The following is an 18,576-nucleotide window of genomic DNA, read 5'->3' on the forward strand; positions in this document are numbered from 1 at the left end:
GCAGGGCCGGGCTGTCCGGGTTGCGTAGCTGCTCGGGCCAGTCGCGCCAGTCGAGGCTGCGCTGTTCGGCGGCGCTGACGGCTTGCAAGGCCTCGAAGCGGCAGTGGTTCTCGAGTGCTTCGCCGCCGATGTCGCGAAAGCGCTGGAAATCACTGAGCAATGGCGAGTCTTCAGTGATGAAGTCTTCGTAGAGCTGGCGCAACAACGTTTGCTTGGCGCGGGTCGCCGCAGGCCAGTCGATCAGCGGCAACTGTTCAAGGCGCTCAAATTCGTCTTTCAGCCCTGTGGTTTCAATCGCCCGGTCGACGGCATCGCCGCCCAGAATACTTGCGGGTGTCGCGTACAGGCAGTTGAGAAACAAACGGCTGGAGGGCGAGTACGGGCTGTAGTGTTTCGGCGCGCTGCTGAACATGGCATGCAGCGGGCTGATGGCCAATGCGTCGGCACCCCGTTCCCCAGCGGCCTGGAGCAGCACTTCAAGCGCCCGGGTATCGCCGAAACCGCCATCACCGGCGCGGCGCAATGAATACAGTTGCACGCTCAAGCCCCAGGTTCTGGGCGTTGACTGTTGCAGGGCATCGGCAATGCTAAAGCATTTGGCCGGTGCCACGGCCAGGGTAAAGAGCTGTTCCTCGACCTGCACCCGGTGATAACCGACAGGAATCATGCCCGGCAGCATGGCATCGGCGTCCAGTTGAATGGGCAACGAGCCGCCGTTTTCCAGGTACACCGTGCAATGGCTGTGGGCGTGGAAATACCGTGACAGGTCCAGCGCCTTGCCCACGTCAGCGGTGAGCAAAGGCGGCAAGCGTTTGTTTTGTTGCTCCAGCTGCAAGTTGAGCAAGCTGGTTTCAATGGCCTCAGGGCTGTCGGCTGGCAGCCCCAAACCGGCCAGAATGGCTTCCAGCACCGGTTGCGTAACCCTTTGCGGTTGGCCGTTGGCATCAATCCAGTCAACGGCCAGTCCGGCTCGGCCGGCGAGTATTTCCAATTGCGCTTCGCTCATTGGCGGGCTCCCTTGAAGGCTGGCGAGTGGCTATCGAACGTCGTGCAAATCAGGGTGTTGCGGTGCTAAAACTTGCTGGTACGCACCATGGACTGCGCCACCAGGCGTTCATAAAGCTCGGCGTAGGGCTCCACGGCGTTGCACCAATTGAACGGCGCCGCCATTGCACGGCAACGCATGGCGTTCATCAGCTCGGGGAAGGCAAAGACCTTGAAGGCGCGGGTCAGGGCCTCGGTGTAGCTTTCGACGGTGGACTCATCGAATAAAAAGCCGGTGACGCCATTTTCAATGGTGTCGGCCAAACCGCCGGTGTTGCGCGCCACCGGCAGCGAACCAAAGCGTTGCGCGTACATCTGGCTCAGGCCGCAAGGCTCATAGCGCGAGGGCATCAATAAAAAGTCACTGCCGGCGAACATGCGTCGGGCGTCGGCCTCGTTGAAGCCAATGCGCACGCCGATTTGCCCTGTAAAGCGCAGCCCCAGTTCACGCATGGCCTGTTCTTCTTCGGGCTCGCCGCGACCAATGATGCAGATCTGCCCGCCCGAAGCGACGATGAAATCGGCCACGGCTTCCGTCAGATCCAGGCCCTTTTGATAGACCAGCCGCGACACCACGGCGAACAAAGGCCCGGCAGACGGTTGCAGGCCAAACAAGTCGCGCACGTAAGCGGTATTGACCGCCCGGCCTTCCCAGTCACCGATGCTGAACGGCGCGACCAGGTGCGGATCGGTCGAGGCTTCCCACGTGTCATCGATGCCGTTAGGGATGCCGCTGAGCAAACCTTGCTGGGTTTTGCTGGCCAAAAAGCCATCCAGCCCGCAGCCAAAGGCCGGGGTGGTGATTTCCTGGGCATAGGTCGCGCTGACAGTGGTGATGTGGCTGGCATACGCCATGCCCGCCTTGAGATACGACAGCTTGCCGTAAAACTCCATGCCGTCCTGTTGCAGGGCATGGGGTGGAATGCCCAATTCCGGGCAGCACGCGCGGCTGAATACACCCTGGTAGGCAAGGTTATGAATGGTAAACAGCGTGGGCGTGCGTTGGCCGCGCCAGTGCATATAAGCCGGGGCCAGGCCGGCTGGCCAATCGTGGGCGTGCACCAAATCGGGCTGCCAGTGGATCTGCGCCAGGTTGGCGGCGATATCAGCGGCGGCCAGGCCCAGGCGGGCAAACCGGATGTGGTTGTCGGGCCAGTCACGGCCATTATTGGCGCCGTAAGGCGTGCCCTCGCGCTCGTACAGTTCCGGGCAAATCAGCACATAAATGACCAAGCCGTCTGCGAGGTCCATGCGCCCGATTTTGCACGGTGGCAGCGCGGCATGGCCGCCGAGTTCACCAATGATGTGGATCGGGTTATCGCTGTGCAGCACTTGCCGATAGCCGGGGATCAACACCCGCACATCGTGCAAATGGCGCATGGCCCGGGGCAGAGCGGCTGATACATCGCCCAGGCCACCGGTTTTGACCAGGTCTGCCAGTTCGGAGGTCACGAACAGGACTTTCTTTTTATTGGGGTTGGTATTCACCACTGGCGGTACAGCCTTACCCGCAGGTGCCAACCCGGAGAGCGTGATCGAAGACGCCGCTGGCGGATTTAGCTGTTCGTCTTGATGTGGAGCAGCAGCACTGATCATGACTCTCTCCCGTTGTACTTATTTGAGCTGCTATCGGCCTTAAGGCCAGTCAGCCTCCGCTTTCAGATTGATAAAGGTCACCTTGGCCACAGGCGTAGAAGGTGAAAAAAGTGCTGCAAGGAATGCACCAAGCAGGCAGCCCTGTATCAGGTTGACCTGTCAGAGGGGTAGAAGGTTCGCTTTGTTTAAAACGACGTCGCGAGTTGTATACACGACAGCGATGAGTGTAGGAGAGATGCCGCAAGGGGCTAGGCGAGATTGCAAGAATATTGGGTGATGAAGACTTTTCAGACAAACAGCAGGAGCGAACTTTAGAGCTCAAAAGACCGCGCTCGCTCCTGCTGGCTTATGCGGGGGTTACGGGTATTCAGCAACCACTTCGTCGCGGCCGTCGTTGCGCAAGCCAATCACCTGGAAAGCGTCTTTGCGATCGCCCATTTCCATGCCCGGCGAGCCCATTGGCATGCCCGGAACCGCAATGCCTTTCAAATCATGACGCTTGCTCAGGGCAATCACCTGTTCGGCCGGCACGTGGCCTTCAACGAATTTACCGTTGATCACCCCGGTGTGGCACGAAGCCAGCCGTGGTTGTACACCGAGCTCTTGTTTGACGCGGCTCATGTCGTCTTCAACGTGGTCATTGACCTTGATGCCATTGGCTTGCAGGTGCGAGATCCAGGCCTTGCAGCAACCGCAGTTGGCATCGCGGTGTACGTCCATGGTCAGTTGTTCAGCAGCGTTGGCGAATGACGTAATAAAGAGCGTAGAGAGCGCAAAAATACGTAACGGGTTCTTCATTGATGACCTCTTGATGAAATAACTCAGCCTGGACTGCGCGGGCTGTCAGGCAACTGATGTTCAGATGACAGTTTTGTCAGGTGCCGACACTTTAGGCACAAACACGCTGATGTAACATGTCCACTTACTTTTCTGACGTGAACTGCTTATGGCTCTTGCTGCCCCGCCTGATTTGTCTGACCCCGCCGTGCCGGTACAGCCGCTGGCGCGCACCTACCCGCGCGGTTTGTACATTGAGCCGCATCAGCATGAATGGGGCCAGTTGTTGTATGCCATGAGCGGCGTGATGTGGGTTGATACCCCGGATGAAGCCTTGGCCGTGCCGCCGCAACGTGCGGTCTGGTTGCCCCCGGGCGTGCCCCACGGGATTCGCGTGGTGTCGGATTTACAGATGCGCAATCTGTATTTGCCCCAAGTCACGGCGCGCACGCTCGACAGTCATGTGCAAGTGCTGGAAGTCGGGCGGCTGCTGCGAGAGTTGATCATCAATCTGGTGGATCAGCCTGATGCGCCGCCGGCCTACACCGACGCGTTGCTCAATCTGACCTTGCTCGAGTTGCAGCGCGCCCGGCGCACGCTGCTCAAGGTGCCGATGCCTGACGCTGCGGATCGGCGGCTGCTCAATCTGTGCCAATCGGTAATGGCCAACCCGACGCTGGACATCGCCTTTGAACAGCATGCCGACCATGCCGGGGCCAGCGTGCGTACTTTGGCGCGGTTGTTTCAGACGGAGCTGGGCATGGGCTTTGCGCAATGGCGACGCCAGGTGCAGTTGGCCACGGCGGCGGCGGAGCTGATCCAGGGGGTGTCGGTGAGCCAGATCGCCCGTTCGCTGGGGTATTCACCGAGCAGCTTCAGCGACATGTTTCGCCGCGAGCTGGGTGTTACGCCGTCTTTATATGGGCAGGGCCACCTGCCAGACGCTTGAATCTGGCCGACAGGCAGAAGGGTTTGACCGATGCGCGGCGTTTGCCGGTCATAGACTCATGGCTATCTCACTGACCCGGAGGCTAGAACATGAAGGCGCTGCAATTTTCCAAAACCGGTGATCTGGCCGCTTTGCAGGTAGTCGACGTGCCCACCCCGACGCCAACTGCCGACCAGGTGCTGGTGCAGGTCAAGGCCGCGGGCTTGAACCCCAGCGATGTAAAGAACGTGCTGGGGCGTTTCCCTTACACCACCTTGCCGCGGATTCCGGGGCGCGATTTTGCCGGTGTCGTCGTTGAGGGCCCCAAAGCCTTAATAGGGCAGAAGGTCTGGGGCACGGGCAAGGACCTGGGGTTTAACCGTGACGGTTCCCACGCTGAGTATTTGACCCTGCCCGCCAGTGGCGTCGCGCAACAACCTGAGGCATTGAGCTTTGTACAGGCCGCCAGCATGGGCGTGCCCTACACCACGGCCTGGGATGCCTTACAGCGCAGTGGCGTAGTGGCCGGTACGCGTTTACTGGTGATCGGCGCCAAAGGCGCGGTGGGCTCGGCCACCTTGGGCCTGGCAACAGTGCTGGGAGCGCAGGTGTTGGCTGCCGTGCGTCGCCCGGAGCAGGCGCGTGTACTGCGCGAGCAGGGTTATGAAGTGATCGTGCTTGAACAACCCGAAGCATTGGCGGGCGAAGTCAATGCGGTGTTTGCCGGGGGCGCCGACGTGATTTTTGACACCACCGGTCACTGGCTGCCGGCTGCGGTGCCAGCGCTGGCGGTGTTTGGTCGGCTGGCCATTATCGCCGCGCCACTGGACGGGCACGTGCAACTCCCGGCGCTGGCGCTGTACCGCAAAGGCGGCTCACTGATTGGCGTCAACAGCCTGCTATATAGCAGCACCGAGTGCGCACGCATGCTCAATCAATTTGGCCAGTACTTCGATGAGGGCTTACTGCCCGCACCCCGCGACCTTGAACAAGCTCCGCTGGTGCAAGGGCTGGTCAGCTACGCTGAAGTCAACGCCGGGGCGAGCACCAAAGTGGTGCTGATTCCATAACTAATCAATCTGTAGGAGGGGCCGCCCCGTCTTCGACGCCGCGCTGTCGCGCAGCAAACAGGCCGCCGAGTATCTTCAGCATCCCCCAATCGGTTCCCTCTCCTTCAGGAGAGGGCTAGGGTGAGGGGGCTCTTGACTTGAGTACATATCCGTTGATGCGGCAACGGCCACTTAGGGTTCCGGCCTTACGCCGCGTCACTTTGCAAAAGCGGCAAAGTAACCAAAACGCTTTTGTCCCTACCCCTCGGTGCCTCGCTTTGGCTCGGCATGCCCTCACCACAGGCCTTGCTCCGTAGGCCCGCCGCGATCGGCCATCCATGGCCGTGTCGCGGCTAACCCGGCGTCCTGCCGGGTTACCCACTGCGCAAAACCTGCGTTCGGCCAGCGTGGTTTAATGGGGCCTTTTAGATCAAGATCAAAAGCAAGATCTAGATCAAAAGATCGCGAGCAAGCTCGCTCCTACAAGGTTTAGGGCTGATTCTGGCCCAATCGCAAGCTGGCGCGGATCCCCTGGACTTCAGGCTCGTTGGCTTTGTATCCGTCAGCCGGGCCCGCGTAGGAGAGGGCGTAAGCGCTTTGGCCCTGAGTCGCTGCGACAAGGGTCTGGGTGATCACGTGGTTGCCGTTTTGGGTGATTTTGCAGGTGGTCTCTAGCGCTTTCAGGCCGCCCAAGGTGCTGGGGTGGATTTTGTTACAGGCACTCTGATAACCCCCTTGCGCGAAGTTCTTCTGCAAGGTCTTGCGCATTTCCAGCAACACCGCGTCCATGTTCACCTGGTGCTCAGGCGCGAGGGTCGACTGGGTCAGCTCCATGACCATCTGCGGGTCACCATTGGCGTCGTTTTTCACCGCTCGCTGGCGTTGAACGGTAGTGTCGGCCTCGGCCGGCACGGCCTGGACGTCCCAGCCACCTGGCCAGGTGATCATCAAACTGTCGGCGTTGGCTGCAGGTAGCGACAGGGCCAGCAGCAGTCCGGCAAATGCGGTGTAACGGTGACAAACAGTCATGGGCAACAGGCCTTGAGCGCAGGTTTCGAAAGGCTATAGTGTATCAATAGGTGTCAAAGTCTTGCTTTAGTGTGATCAATCATTTTCACCATTCCTCAGCTAAACCTTTGCTTCTTATGTCTAATCCCGGACAATCGCGGCCCTCTTATGGCTGGGGCGTGGTCAGTAAGGTGTGTTTTGTCCGCCCCGGCTGCGTGGTAACGACCGGCTAGCGGAGATTTGACCGGATGAATGACCAGGCTAACAGCGTCGATGAACGCTTTGACGACGCGACACCTGCGACCCTCAGTCGCTGGAACCGCCACGATACTACCTGGATGCTGGGCCTGTTTGGCACGGCCATTGGCGCAGGTACTTTGTTTTTGCCCATCAACGCAGGCATTGGTGGCTTCTGGCCGCTGTTGATCCTGGCGCTGCTGGCATTCCCCATGACGTTTTATGCGCACCGCGGCCTGACCCGTTTTGTACTGTCCGGTCGTGAAGGCTCAGACATCACTGACGTGGTGGAAGAACACTTCGGCCTGACAGCCGGGGCGTTGATCACGCTGCTGTACTTTCTGGCGATTTTCCCGATTCTGCTGATCTACAGCGTGGCGCTGACCAACACGGTCGGCAGCTTCATGCTCAATCAGTTGCACATCACGCCGCCGCCCCGGGTCATTTTGTCGTTGGTGCTGATCCTCGGCTTGCTGACGGTGGTGCGCTGCGGCGAACAAGTGATCGTCAAGGCCATGAGCATGATGGTTTACCCGTTCATTGCCGCGCTGCTGTTTCTGGCAGTGTTTTTGATCCCGCACTGGAACGGCGGCATTCTGGCCACGGCCAGCACCCTGCCGGAGCCATCGGCCTTGCTGCACACCCTGTGGCTGGCGATCCCGGTGATGGTGTTCTCGTTTAACCACTCGCCGATCATCTCGGCATTTGCCGTTGATCAAAAGCGCCGCTATGGCGCCAGTGCCGATGAGCGCAGCTCGCAGATTCTGTCGCGCGCGCACCTGCTGATGGTGGTGATGGTGCTGTTCTTCGTGTTCAGTTGCGTGCTTACGCTGTCCCCTGAACAACTGGCCGAAGCCAAGGCGCAGAACCTGTCGATCCTGTCTTACCTGGCCAACCACTTCAGCAACCCGACCATCGCCTTTGCCGCGCCGCTGATTGCGTTTGTGGCGATTGCCAAGTCCTTCCTGGGGCACTACATCGGTGCTAATGAAGGCCTCAAAGGGCTGATCCTGAAGACCGGCAAGCGTCCGGCCGGTAAAACCCTGGAACGCCTGACGGCGGCCTTCATGCTGTTGGTGTGCTGGGCGGTTGCGACCCTCAACCCCAGCATTTTGCGCATGATTGAAAGCTTCGGCGGCCCGGTGATTGCGGCCATTCTATTCCTGATGCCGATGTACGCGATTCGTCGTGTGCCGAGCATGCGTCAGCACGCGGACAAAATCTCCAACGTGTTTGTCACCGTGGTCGGCCTGGTGGCGATTTCGTCGCTGGTCTACTCGCTGATCCCTTGATCCAGGGCCTGTCGCTGCCGTTCTGCGTGGCGACAGGCCACTGATTGATCGTCTCTTGTCGTGCAACGCTTGAGTCTGGGCTGCACTCTGAATACTATTGCGACAAATTCCTATTCGCATTTTATTTTCAGTGTGCATCGAGGGCTCTTGTGTCGTCATCACCGTCCAACTCATCGCTGCTGCACACCGACGTTCGCAATCTGTATAGCGACCATCACCACTGGCTGGTGAATTGGCTGCGACGGCGGCTGCGCAATGCCGAGAATGCGGACGACATGGCGCAGGACACTTTCCTTTATGTACTCGGCAAACCGGAGCAGGTAGCGCAGTTGCGTGAACCGCGCGCCTGGCTGAGCAGCATTGCCAAAGGCTTGATAATTGACCGTTATCGTCGTCAGCAGGTGGAGCAGGCGTATTTGCAGGCGCTTGCACACGTGCCTGAACAGGACATGCCGTCACCGGAAGAACGCTTGATCCTGCTGGAAACCCTGACCCGTATCGATGCCTTGCTCGATGGCCTGAAACCCAACGTACGCACTGCCTTTTTGCTGTCGCGGCTCGAAGGCTTGGGCTATCAGGCGATTGCCGAGCGGTTGGAGGTGAGCGTGAGTTCGGTCGAGAAGTACATGGCGACGGCGATTCGTCATTGCTTCCTGGCGCGTGCGGCCTTGTGAGCGGGGGCAACGGCGCCATGTCGGGTTCTGTCGAGTTTTCATCCGAGGTGCTGGATGCGGCGATTAACTGGCTGGTGAAAACCCAGTCCGGGGCTGCTGATCCGCAGATACACGCAGCCTGCCAGCAATGGCGCGCCGCGCATGTCAGCCATGAGGCGGCCTGGCAAGCGCTGCAAGTGACCGAGTCGACTTTTCGCCAGGCGTCAGCCTTGTCGGGGCGGGTGGCGCTGGACACCTTGAGTGGCAGCAGTCGGCTGCGCTCACGGCGCCAGGCGCTCAAGGTCCTAGGGCTAGGTGTGCTGGGCGCCGGGGCGGGTGCGCTGGCGTGGCAACAACAACCGTGGCGCACCTTTGGCGCTGACTATGCCACGGCCGTGGGCGAGCGCCGCGTGTTTAATCTGGCCGATGGCACACGCCTGCAACTCAACACCGACAGCGCTGCGGACGTTGTCTTCAACGAGCAACAGCGCTTGATTGTGTTGCGTGACGGCGAAATTTTTATCCGTACCGGTAAAGACGCTGACGCCTCCGCCGGGCGCCGACCGTTTTGGGTGCACACACGTGAGGCGCGGTTACAGGCTATCGGCACCGCGTTTGACGTGCGCCAAGAGTCTGGCCGTACCCGGCTAATGGTTGAAGAGGGCGTGGTGGCTATCCATCTGCCGGCGACGCAGCCGGTGTTGGTGCAGGCGGGCAAGGAATATGTGATCGATGGGCAATCGGCCCGTTTGCAAACCTCCTCGGCCTTGCACGTCAGCAGTTGGACGAGCGGGGCGCTGGTGGCGAAAAACATGCGCCTGGAAGACTTGGCGGCCGAACTGTCGCGTTATCGCCAGGGCTGGTTGTTGTGCGAACCCGCTGTCAGTGATTTGCGCGTGTCGGGGGTGTTTCAACTCGAGCATATCGACCAGGCATTGCAGGGCTTGAGCCAGACGCTGGCGGTGCGCATCGAGCGCAGAACGCGGTTCTGGACGCGGATTGTGGCGGTTTAGCCAAGATCAAAAGATCGCGCGGCCAGCTCGTGCCTGTGTCAATACGAATAATTATCAAATTTCTTTGCGGGTTTTTTCGCGTCCTTCGACAACTAGGCATAAGACCTTTTAATTGCAGGAGCAAAACCCATGTCCGCTGCCGTTCAACCTCTTTTCTTGCCCGCGCGTAGCCGCTTGGCCATTGCCCTGCAGGCGGTCTTGCTGGGCGGTGCTGTGCTGGCAGCCGTGCAACCGTTTTCGATGACGGTGGCCGCATCGGTCAGTGCGCAACGCAGTTTCGATGTGCCGGCCAGTACGCTGGAGGACGCACTTAACCGCTTTGCCCAGCAGGCCAATATCTCGCTGCCTTACGACCCGGCACTGGTACAGAACAAACAGGCGCCAGCCCTCAAGGGCCGATTTGATGTACCACAAGCGTTGCAGCAATTGCTCAAAGGCAGCGGCCTGACCGCCACCGAAGGGGCCAACGGGGTGTGGACGCTGTACCCGCTGACCTCTGGCAGCGCAGACGGCAAGTTACAACTACAGGCCACCAGTGTGACCGGCGTGGCATTGGGCGGGACCACCGAAGGCAGCAATTCCTACACCACGGGCGAAACCAGTACGGCAACCAAATTGCCCCTTTCTTTGCGTGAAACACCGCAGTCAGTCACGGTCATTACCCGTCAGCAAATGACCGATCAAGGGCTGGGCAGCATTGCTCAAGTGATGGAGCAAACGCCGGGCATAACCGTGATGCACGATGACAGCGAGCGTTACAACTTCTATTCCCGCGGTTTCACCCTGGATAACTTCCAGTACGACGGCGTACCGACCTCGGACTTCACTACCAATACCAACGGTCTAGGCATGCGCGACATGGCCATTTACGACCGGGTAGAAGTGGTGCGCGGTTCCACCGGTTTGATGAGCGGCGTGGGCAGCCCGTCGGGGGCGGTGAATCTGGTGCGCAAACGCCCGACCAAAGACTTCCAGGGCTATGTGTCGGGCAGCGGTGGCTCGTGGGACCGCTATCGCAGTGAACTGGACCTGTCGGGCCCCTTGACTGAAAACGGCGCGGTGCGCGGGCGCGTGGTGGCCGCCCATGAAGATGGACGCTCCTTTATCGACCGTTACTCGTCCATCAAAGATGTGTTCTATGGCATCGCTGAGGCTGATCTGACCGACGATACGACGCTGTATGCCGGTATCGACTATCAAAAAATCGACTCCAATGGTTCAAGCTTTGGCCAGTTGCCGCTGTATTACAGCGATGGCAGCCGAACCCACTTTAAGCGCTCCATGAACCCGGCCGCCAAGTGGGCGTATGCCGACAGTAAAAGCACCAAGTACTTCGCCGGGGTAGAGCAGCGTTTCGATAACGATTGGCTGTTGAAAGTCGAAGCCAGCCACTGGAAGGGCAACACCGATCAGTTGCAGGGCAATATCGTGGGCTGGGGACCGTTCCCGGACAAAACCACGGGTGAAGCGCAGTTCATGAGCGGCACCAAAACCTTCGAGATCAACACCGATACGCTGGACGCCTATGCCACCGGGCCCTTTGAGTTCTTGGGGCGCAGCCATGAATTGGTGTTGGGGGCCAATGTCAGCAATCGTCGCAACGACTACCTGGCCGAGAATGCTGACGACCTGACCATCAATTACCAAAACTGGAACAACGATGCGCCGCGTCCGGGCCCTGCTCAATTGAGCCAAGGCTTGAAACAGCGCTATAAGACGAAGGAATCGGCGCTCTATGGCGCCTTGCGCCTCAAGCCGACGGATGATTTATCGGTCATTCTCGGTGCTCGCGTGGTCGACTACGACCGCAAGGGGACAATGACCTACAACGCTGCGCAAACGGTCCCTACGCTGGATGATTCGAAAAAGACCGGCAAGCCGATCCCCTATGCGGGGATCGTCTACGACCTGAGCGCCAATCACTCGGTTTATGCCAGCTACACCGAGATTTTTACCCCGCAAAGCTATTTCGATCGCAACGATAAAGTGCTCGCACCGATGACCGGTAAAAGCTACGAGGCGGGCTTGAAGTCGGAGTATTTCGACGGTGCACTGAATACCAGTTTTGCCGTGTTCCTGATCAAACAGAACAACTACGCCGAATACGATGGTGTGCGCGATAACGGCGAAGATGCCTACAAGGCCATCGACGGCACTAAAACCAAGGGCTTTGAGGCCGAGATTTCCGGTGAAGTGGCACGCGGCTGGCAATTGCTGGCGGGCTACACCTACGCTCAACCCCGGGACAAGGACGGCAAACGCATCAACAGCAATCATCCCGAGCAGTTGTTCAAACTGGCCACCAGTTACCAACTGGACGGTGACCTCAAGGACCTGACCGTGGGCGGTAATGTGTCCTGGCAAGGTTCGACTTACAGTGAGCTGGACTCATCGATCAAAGCCGACGCCAAAGAAGGCAGTTTCGCGGTGGTGGGGTTGATGGCGCGTTATGACATCAGCCAAAACCTCAGCGCCACGGTCAACCTCAACAACGTCTTTGACCGCGAATACCTCAGTGGTTATGGCCTGTACTCAACCTACTACTATGGCGATCCGCGCAACCTGATGCTGGGGATGAAGTACAGCTTCTGACAAGGGTTTCATGTCGCAGCGGGGACGATTGGGCTATGGTTGAGCAACCATTCCAAGCGGAGCCAGACGATGAGCGACTCAACCCTTCATCATGCTGCGGCTGAGGGCTATGCCCAGGGCGCTGATACTTATGTGCGCGGGCGCCCTGATTACCCGCCCCAGGTCAGCGCCTGGCTGACTCACACCCTGGGCCTGGAGCCTGGCCAGACGGTACTCGAAGTGGGTGCCGGAACTGGCAAATTCACCCCGCGCCTGTTGCAGACCGGTGCACGGGTGATCGTGCTTGAGCCGGTCCAGGCCATGCTCGCCAAGCTGTCAAAGGCCCATCCTGAGGTCGAAGCCCATCAAGGCACCGTACAAGCCATTCCGTTGGCCGATGCCAGTGTCGACGTGGTGGTGTGCGCACAAGCCTTTCACTGGTTTGCCAACCATGAAGCCTTGGCCGAGATCCATCGCGTGCTTAAACCGGGCGGGCGCCTAGGGCTGATCTGGAATCTGCGTGATGCCAGCGTACCGTGGGTGGCGGAGCTCGATGCGTTGGTCAATCAATGGGAAGCCGACGCGCCCCGCTTCTACACCGGCGCCTGGCGTCAGGCGTTTCCGTATGACGGCCTTGGGCCGCTGCAAGAGCAACGGTTCATCCAGCCTCATAACGGGCCGGTCGAAGACGTGATTTTCAATCGCGTGCGCTCCACCAGCTTTATCTCGGCACTGGCGCCTGATGAGCGGGAAAAGGTGGAGCAGCAGTTGCGTGCGTTTGTCGCGTCACACAGCGTGTTGAATCACGGCGAAGAAGTCAGCGTGCCATACATCACTTACGCGTTTGTGACGCAGAAACCGGCGTGATCCCCCCTCAATTCTCGGAAAGCTACGCGTACTACAAACCAAACGGATCCTTCTGACAGGGTCGCTCCCCACCCTCTCGGCATACTGGCTGGGCGCCGCTAACTGGCAATTTGACAGTTAGCGGGCACTCAACCTTCCTCCACCAGGATGCCGACATGCCCCTATTACACAACAGCGCTCAGGCCTTGCCCGGTGCCTGCGTATGAAGCGCATGAACATCACCGTCGGGTCCAGGACCACGGTGGGCGGCGTGGTGGTGACGGGCTGGGAACTGATGACAATCAACGACCAGATACTGGCCCGTGAAGGTGACAGTATCGAGTGCCCGGTGTGCGGCAGCACGGGCGTTATCGTGCTGTGCGGTCCGCGCCATGATGAATCACTGGGAGGGCGGCAAGCCGCGCTGGAAGGCGACTTGTGCCAGTGCCTGTGCCGCCCTGCGCCGCGACTGATCCCTGATCAATACATCAGAGGCCAAGTGCTGGGAGATACCAGAGGGCCTCAGCAGAGTTACATGGAGTATTTGGCTCAGTGGCCCGAATCGCCGGCACCTAAAAAAACAGCGCCCGTTAATCCCGAGCCCGAGCTGGAAGAAGAGGACGAAGAAGAGGAACAGGACACCGGCATCACCCTGCATGTGGGCTTGTTCTTCGATGGCACCGGGAATAACCAGGGCAACAGCGAGGCGGCGCGAGGTTGCCTGGCCATTAGCTTGGGTATAGGTGAACAGGAAGGCGCGGATATACGTCAGCATTGCGCGAGCTTTGGCTTTGACGGTAAAGGAAACTCGCCGGATAACAGCTATAGCAACGATGTCACCAATGTGGCGCGGCTTTATGACTTGTATCCGGATCATGCGGATACGCAATTGCCGCAAGGAACTGAAGAGGCGTTTCTCAGTGTCTACCTAGAAGGTATCGGTACAGTCACGGGGCAAGCTGACTCGGTCTATGGCCAGGCTAGCGGTCAAGGCAGCACTGGTATTGTGGCGCGAGTTGAGCAAGCGCCTGCGCTGATTTTGGAGCAGGTTCGAACACTGCAAGACAACAATCCCGGCCTGACTATTTGGCGAATCGTTATCGATCTGTTTGGCTTCAGTCGTGGTGCCGCTGCTGCACGGCATTGTGCCAATGACTTGTTGAAGGGGCCGAAAAGCCTTATCGCCCAATCGATCCCTCCGGGAACGAAGGGCATGTCAGATGGCTTTAGATGGCGCCACCGAACTGATTTCAACCTCAACTTTATCGGCCTGTTTGATACGGTGCCTGGGATGGTTGCACCCTTAAGCGGCGACTTTAGCCCGCATAACGCCAGTAACCCTGGTCTCAACCTGCACCTTGCCCCTGGCATTGCGCGCTATGTGGTGCAATTTGTGGCGCGCAGCGAATATCGTCATAACTTCTCACTGGTTCGTACCGACAATGACATCGAGCTGCCCGGTGTCCATTCCGATATTGGCGGCGGTTATTTGCCTCTGGCCACCGAAAAAGTGCTGCTGAGTAAACCCCAGAGCAGTCAGGTGCCTGTCGACATGCCAGAAACTTCCACGGTCGCTTATGACCGAGCCCGTCAGCTCATGGGGGTTATGCTGCCGGATCTGGAGCCCTATCTGCAGCGCTGGAGTGTCGACACATGGGCGGTGGTTCTGCCTTATAACAGACGCCGTGACATGTTTGCCGAGAAACGCGTGTATGCCGCCCTACGCAGTGAACGGCAAGTGCATGGTCAGTTGTCACTGATTTACTTGCGAGCCATGCGCGAGTTGGGAGTACGAAATGGGGTTCCTTTCGTATCCATTGATGATCGTAACCCTGCATTGGCGATTCCTGCTGACCTGCACGACATTGCCATCAAACTGCAAGCGTATGCCGTCGGCGACAGCTTTCCCGGACTGACCCATGAAGAGGTGGCTTTACTACAGCGCAAATACATCCACTTGTCAGGCAATTGGAATGCTGCCAGCGGCAAGAACAACAGCGACATTGAGGTGCTCTTTATTAATCGGCCGGCTGCAGGCGGTAAACGGGCGGTGCATCCCAATGAGTAAATTCAAGCTGCTATGGGTGTGCGCTGTGTTTGGGCTGATGGTGGGCTGTACCAAGGGCAGCAATGGGTTGCCCTATGATGGCTGGCGGCTTGGACTGTTCGCCCCCAACTACATGGAAGTGTGGATCGAAACCGCAGATGCGGTGGATGTGCGAGACCGTGTATTCAAACGAGCCATGAGTGGAGTAGCCGCTATCCAGACTCCTAAAAACCTCAAAGGTAATCCTCGCGGTTGGCCAAGTTATCCCGGTTGGGGTAAAGGTAAATATGTTTACGGGGCTGCTGTACCACGCCTGATTTATGTGCGCTGGCAATCATTGGTAGAGCCACAAACCTACGAGGCTTATATCGTGATCCCCACAGCCATTCAGCAGGCCATGGTCAAGCCTGAGAAAGCCTTTTGCGAGTTCGATGCCAAATGGATCACCGGTTACCGTAAAGGCGTGACGGTAGGGCTGGCCCCCGGCGGTATTGCCAAGGTGTGGATCTCGGGCCCTTGCGTCAGCCCAATCGAAGTGACCAGGGTTCAGGGAGAAGTAGTGAAAGAAGGACCTTATGGCGGGAAGTCCGAAGGCCATCATTTCCCGCTTGGCGAAACGTCAAAAGCCTACATCGAAAAATACGGGGTGCCTTATGGCTCTTGGTAAAGGGCCGCCGCGCCTCGCGATCTGTGTTATGGCCAAAAGATCGCGAGACGCGCCAACAGAATGTGGGGTGTCAGCCGTTATTTACCTGACAGCAGGGCTTCAAGTTTTTCCTGGTCGCGGGCGAATTGGCGGATGCCTTCGGCCAGTTTTTCAGTGGCCATGGCATCTTCGTTCGAGGCCCAGCGAAATTGCGCTTCGTTGAGGGTCAAACGCGGCTCGCCGCTCGCGCCGGGGCTGAGTTTGCGCGCCAGTGTGCCGTCGTCCTGCGCCAGTTTTTCCAGCAGGTCCGGGCTGATGGTCAGGCGATCGCAGCCTGCCAGTTGCTCGATCTGGTTGGTGTTGCGAAAGCTCGCGCCCATGACCACGGTTTTGTAGTCATTGGCCTTGTAGTAGTTGTAGATGCGGGTTACCGACTGCACGCCCGGATCATCTGAGCCGGTGTAATCAATCCCGGTGGACTTCTTGTACCAGTCGTAGATGCGGCCCACGAACGGCGAGATCAAAAACACCCCGGCATCGGCACAGGCTGCGGCTTGGGCAAACGAGAACAGCAGGGTCAGGTTGGTCTGGATACCGGCTTTTTCCAGCTTCTCGGCAGCGCGGATGCCTTCCCAGGTCGACGCCAGCTTGATCAGTACGCGGTCGCGGCTTACGCCGGCCTTGTCATACAGCTCGATTAATTGATTGGCTTTTTGCAGCAGGGCTGGCTCGTCAAACGACAGGCGCGCATCGACTTCGGTGGAAATCCGGCCCGGAATGACCTTCAAGATACCGCTACCCACCGACACCGCGAAGAGATCGCAGGCCAGGCCAACATCACCTTTGGCATGGGTAATAGCGTTTTTCAGCAGGTCGGCATAACCCGGCAGGGCTGCGGCCTTGAGCAGCAGGGAAGGGTTGGTGGTGGCATCAACGGGTTTGAGGCGGGTAATCGCGTCGAGGTCGCCGGTGTCTGCGACCACGGTGGTGAACTGCTTGAGTTGTTCCAGCTTGGAAGTCATGAGCGTCTCTGTCTCAAAGGTATTAATGGCTGTACAGATGGAGTACGTCGTCGAGCAAAAGTTCTTTAAACAGTAAGTGGCAGAATGCCGCCGAACAAGGTCGTTGTGCAACCGATCAGGAGATTTAATCGCGAGAAAAGCAATCTGTGGAGGATTGGCTATACCTACAACTCCATGTTCAAACGGTTGCGTCTCATACAGGAGTTTCACCATGAAACCTGGGTTGATGATCGGTACGTTATGCCTGGCTACGCTGGTACTGGCCGGATGCGCCAGCAAGGTTCAGCAACCGGATGGATACTCCGGCTTTTTAAAAGATTACAGCCGACTTAAAGAAGCCCGGTCGCCTTCGGGGGCTGAGGTCATGCGCTGGGTTGATCCCACGATCAAGGTCGACCAATACACCAGCGTGTACATAGAACCGAGCCAGCTCTATCCGGCGCCAAAACCTACCGAGAAAATTCCGCAAAGCACGTTGAACGCGATTACGGCCTACTACGATCAGGCGCTCAAACGTGAGATCAGTAAAGTGCTGCCGTTGGCCAGTGCGCCAGGCCCGGGGGTGATTGTGGTACGCCCGGCGATTACAGCCGTCAGCAGTCAAACTGAAAGCCTGGCACCTTATGAGTACATCCCGGTCGCTCTGGTGGCGGCAGCGGTGACGACGGCCTCGGGGATCCGTGATCAGGAAACCCAGTTGTCTACCGAGGCCGTTTTTATCGACGGGAACGATCAGCATGTTGTTGCTCAAGTGGTGCGCAAAGGCACGGGCAAACCGCTGAGCAATGCCAGCCAGGTGATGAAGGCAGATGACGTGAAAGCAGTGATCGATGGCTGGGCGTCGGACATGCGCCAGTCATTTCAGAAGGTCAAGGATTAGAAGAGCCCTGGCACGCGGCGACATCCCTTTGGCAGTGCCGGGCCCCTCTTTTTGTCACACCCGGCATGACAATTTGTGCTCCGGGCATAGGTCGCGTGCGCGTTTCGTGTTTAACTTCCGGCTCTTCAAAAACAGTTAAAAAGGACATCGTTCATGGCTCAAGTGACGCTTAAAGGCAACCCTGTTCAAGTCGACGGCGTGCTGCCTGCAGTAGGTTCCAAAGCGCCAGCGTTTTCGCTGGTTGCCGGTAATTTGTCCGATTTAACGCTGGCCGATTTTGCCGGTAAGCGTAAAGTGCTGAACATCTTCCCAAGCGTTGACACCCCGACCTGCGCAACGTCGGTACGCAAGTTCAACGCACAAGCCAACGAACTGGCCAACACCGTGGTGCTGTGCATTTCGGCTGACCTGCCATTCGCTCAAGCGCGTTTCTGCGGTGCTGAAGGTCTGGAAAACGTACAAAACCTGTCGACGCTGCGCGGTGCCGAGTTCATCAAGAACTACGGTGTGGCAATCGCTGATGGCCCGCTCAAAGGCCTGACTGCTCGCGCAGTGGTTGTACTGGACGAAAACGACACTGTGCTGCACAGCGAACTGGTTAAAGAAATCGCTGAAGAGCCTAACTACGAAGCAGCTCTGGCTGTTTTGAAGTAAGTCGTACAGCAACACCGAAAACGGCCTGGCATTGAATGCCAGGCCGTTTTTTATTGCCCGTAAAGATCAAATAATCAAACCGGCCTACATAATGTCACACAGGTTCTAGACACTCTGCGCGGCACAATTGAGGCAAGGGCTGCCTCAAGTCTGGATTATTTGAGGTTGAGTGTTGGTGTTGGAAACTAAACAGATCAAAGTCCGGGCAGGCCCTTGTCGTGAATGTAAAGCAGGTCTTTGACGCGCTATAACGTAAATAGCCGGTAAAGAGCCTTTTCATAACTGTCTGCACTGCTTATCTTTCAGGCTCCTG

16 protein-coding genes are annotated in these 18,576 nt (G+C 58.2%); 11 read left to right on the plus strand and 5 right to left on the minus strand.

Annotation, left to right across the window (positions count from 1 at the left end; genetic code table 11):
* The 3 genes from GHO41_RS08655 to GHO41_RS08665 form a co-directional block, all read right to left on the minus strand.
* The coding region (locus GHO41_RS08655; protein ID WP_178126487.1) for a 4-alpha-glucanotransferase at window positions 1–1,006 on the minus strand (1,006 nt) is incomplete at its 3' end.
* A 65-nt stretch (window positions 1,007–1,071) separates the two neighbouring features.
* Window positions 1,072–2,640 carry a glycogen synthase GlgA gene (gene glgA / locus GHO41_RS08660; protein ID WP_153433367.1) on the minus strand — a complete coding sequence of 523 codons (1,569 nt, stop codon included), beginning with the start codon at window positions 2,638–2,640 and terminating at the stop codon, window positions 1,072–1,074.
* 357 nt (window positions 2,641–2,997) lie between these two features.
* A complete protein-coding gene (locus GHO41_RS08665) occupies window positions 2,998–3,438 on the minus strand; it encodes a DUF411 domain-containing protein (protein WP_048368967.1) in 441 nt (146 codons plus the stop codon).
* A gap of 148 nt (window positions 3,439–3,586) precedes the next feature.
* On the opposite strand from GHO41_RS08665, the gene GHO41_RS08670 reads away from it, so the two are divergent.
* Window positions 3,587–4,366 carry a helix-turn-helix transcriptional regulator gene (locus GHO41_RS08670; RefSeq protein WP_153331542.1) on the plus strand — a complete coding sequence of 260 codons (780 nt, stop codon included), beginning with the start codon at window positions 3,587–3,589 and terminating at the stop codon, window positions 4,364–4,366.
* A gap of 89 nt (window positions 4,367–4,455) precedes the next feature.
* Entirely contained in the window at window positions 4,456–5,415 is a 960-nt protein-coding gene (locus GHO41_RS08675) for a zinc-binding alcohol dehydrogenase family protein (RefSeq protein WP_153327430.1), read from the plus strand.
* A 468-nt stretch (window positions 5,416–5,883) separates the two neighbouring features.
* Here GHO41_RS08675 and GHO41_RS08680 read toward each other — a convergent pair whose 3' ends face one another.
* Window positions 5,884–6,423 (minus strand): DUF4946 domain-containing protein, encoded by a 540-nt coding sequence (locus tag GHO41_RS08680; protein WP_153433368.1) that lies wholly within the window; start codon window positions 6,421–6,423, stop codon window positions 5,884–5,886.
* 227 nt (window positions 6,424–6,650) lie between these two features.
* Between GHO41_RS08680 and GHO41_RS08685 the strand changes: the two genes are divergently transcribed.
* The 7 genes from GHO41_RS08685 to GHO41_RS08715 all read left to right on the plus strand — a co-directional run bounded on the left by GHO41_RS08685 (window position 6,651) and on the right by GHO41_RS08715 (window position 15,728).
* Window positions 6,651–7,931 carry a serine/threonine transporter gene (locus GHO41_RS08685; RefSeq protein WP_153433369.1) on the plus strand — a complete coding sequence of 427 codons (1,281 nt, stop codon included), beginning with the start codon at window positions 6,651–6,653 and terminating at the stop codon, window positions 7,929–7,931.
* Window positions 7,932–8,080: 149 nt separating this feature from the next.
* The gene (locus GHO41_RS08690; RefSeq protein WP_278938429.1) at window positions 8,081–8,605 is read left to right on the plus strand and encodes a sigma-70 family RNA polymerase sigma factor; all 525 of its coding nucleotides are present in this window, start codon (window positions 8,081–8,083) and stop codon (window positions 8,603–8,605) included.
* A 17-nt stretch (window positions 8,606–8,622) separates the two neighbouring features.
* Window positions 8,623–9,597, plus strand: a complete 975-nt coding sequence (locus GHO41_RS08695; RefSeq protein WP_153433370.1) for a FecR domain-containing protein — start codon at window positions 8,623–8,625, stop codon at window positions 9,595–9,597.
* A 129-nt stretch (window positions 9,598–9,726) separates the two neighbouring features.
* Window positions 9,727–12,189 (plus strand): TonB-dependent receptor, encoded by a 2,463-nt coding sequence (locus GHO41_RS08700; RefSeq protein ID WP_048368973.1) that lies wholly within the window; start codon window positions 9,727–9,729, stop codon window positions 12,187–12,189.
* Between the two features lie 69 nt (window positions 12,190–12,258).
* Window positions 12,259–13,035, plus strand: coding sequence for a class I SAM-dependent methyltransferase (locus GHO41_RS08705; protein WP_153433371.1), 777 nt, complete (start codon window positions 12,259–12,261; stop codon window positions 13,033–13,035).
* Between the two features lie 202 nt (window positions 13,036–13,237).
* Complete coding sequence (locus GHO41_RS08710; protein WP_048368975.1) at window positions 13,238–15,082, plus strand: phospholipase effector Tle1 domain-containing protein; 1,845 nt, start codon at window positions 13,238–13,240, stop codon at window positions 15,080–15,082.
* Complete coding sequence (locus GHO41_RS08715) at window positions 15,075–15,728, plus strand: DUF2931 family protein (protein WP_048368976.1); 654 nt, start codon at window positions 15,075–15,077, stop codon at window positions 15,726–15,728. The genes GHO41_RS08710 and GHO41_RS08715 overlap by 8 nt, the downstream gene beginning before the upstream one ends.
* 77 nt (window positions 15,729–15,805) lie before the next feature.
* Here GHO41_RS08715 and tal read toward each other — a convergent pair whose 3' ends face one another.
* Entirely contained in the window at window positions 15,806–16,729 is a 924-nt protein-coding gene (tal, locus tag GHO41_RS08720) for a transaldolase (RefSeq protein ID WP_153433372.1), read from the minus strand.
* A gap of 211 nt (window positions 16,730–16,940) precedes the next feature.
* Between tal and GHO41_RS08725 the strand changes: the two genes are divergently transcribed.
* Together GHO41_RS08725 and tpx are read left to right on the plus strand one after the other, a co-directional pair.
* The gene (locus GHO41_RS08725; protein WP_153433373.1) at window positions 16,941–17,609 is read left to right on the plus strand and encodes a DUF3313 domain-containing protein; all 669 of its coding nucleotides are present in this window, start codon (window positions 16,941–16,943) and stop codon (window positions 17,607–17,609) included.
* Between the two features lie 153 nt (window positions 17,610–17,762).
* Window positions 17,763–18,263 carry a thiol peroxidase gene (gene tpx / locus GHO41_RS08730; protein ID WP_153433374.1) on the plus strand — a complete coding sequence of 167 codons (501 nt, stop codon included), beginning with the start codon at window positions 17,763–17,765 and terminating at the stop codon, window positions 18,261–18,263.
* Window positions 18,264–18,576: the final 313 nt, after the last annotated feature.

This window comes from Pseudomonas sp. FSL R10-0399 (genome assembly GCF_009600165.1).
Classification (GTDB): domain Bacteria; phylum Pseudomonadota; class Gammaproteobacteria; order Pseudomonadales; family Pseudomonadaceae; genus Aquipseudomonas; species Aquipseudomonas helleri.

Coding starts and splice junctions, on each gene's coding strand:
- GHO41_RS08705 (WP_153433371.1), top strand. CDS start 12,259: ATGAGCGACTCAACCCTTCATCATGCTGCGGCTGAGGGCTATGCCCAG.
- GHO41_RS08700 (WP_048368973.1), top strand. CDS start 9,727: ATGTCCGCTGCCGTTCAACCTCTTTTCTTGCCCGCGCGTAGCCGCTTG.
- GHO41_RS08680 (WP_153433368.1), bottom strand. CDS start 6,423: ATGACTGTTTGTCACCGTTACACCGCATTTGCCGGACTGCTGCTGGCC.
- tpx (WP_153433374.1), top strand. CDS start 17,763: ATGGCTCAAGTGACGCTTAAAGGCAACCCTGTTCAAGTCGACGGCGTG.
- GHO41_RS08670 (WP_153331542.1), top strand. CDS start 3,587: ATGGCTCTTGCTGCCCCGCCTGATTTGTCTGACCCCGCCGTGCCGGTA.
- GHO41_RS08715 (WP_048368976.1), top strand. CDS start 15,075: ATGAGTAAATTCAAGCTGCTATGGGTGTGCGCTGTGTTTGGGCTGATG.
- GHO41_RS08665 (WP_048368967.1), bottom strand. CDS start 3,438: ATGAAGAACCCGTTACGTATTTTTGCGCTCTCTACGCTCTTTATTACG.
- GHO41_RS08695 (WP_153433370.1), top strand. CDS start 8,623: ATGTCGGGTTCTGTCGAGTTTTCATCCGAGGTGCTGGATGCGGCGATT.
- tal (WP_153433372.1), bottom strand. CDS start 16,729: ATGACTTCCAAGCTGGAACAACTCAAGCAGTTCACCACCGTGGTCGCA.
- GHO41_RS08675 (WP_153327430.1), top strand. CDS start 4,456: ATGAAGGCGCTGCAATTTTCCAAAACCGGTGATCTGGCCGCTTTGCAG.
- GHO41_RS08725 (WP_153433373.1), top strand. CDS start 16,941: ATGAAACCTGGGTTGATGATCGGTACGTTATGCCTGGCTACGCTGGTA.
- GHO41_RS08710 (WP_048368975.1), top strand. CDS start 13,238: ATGAAGCGCATGAACATCACCGTCGGGTCCAGGACCACGGTGGGCGGC.
- GHO41_RS08685 (WP_153433369.1), top strand. CDS start 6,651: ATGAATGACCAGGCTAACAGCGTCGATGAACGCTTTGACGACGCGACA.
- glgA (WP_153433367.1), bottom strand. CDS start 2,640: ATGATCAGTGCTGCTGCTCCACATCAAGACGAACAGCTAAATCCGCCA.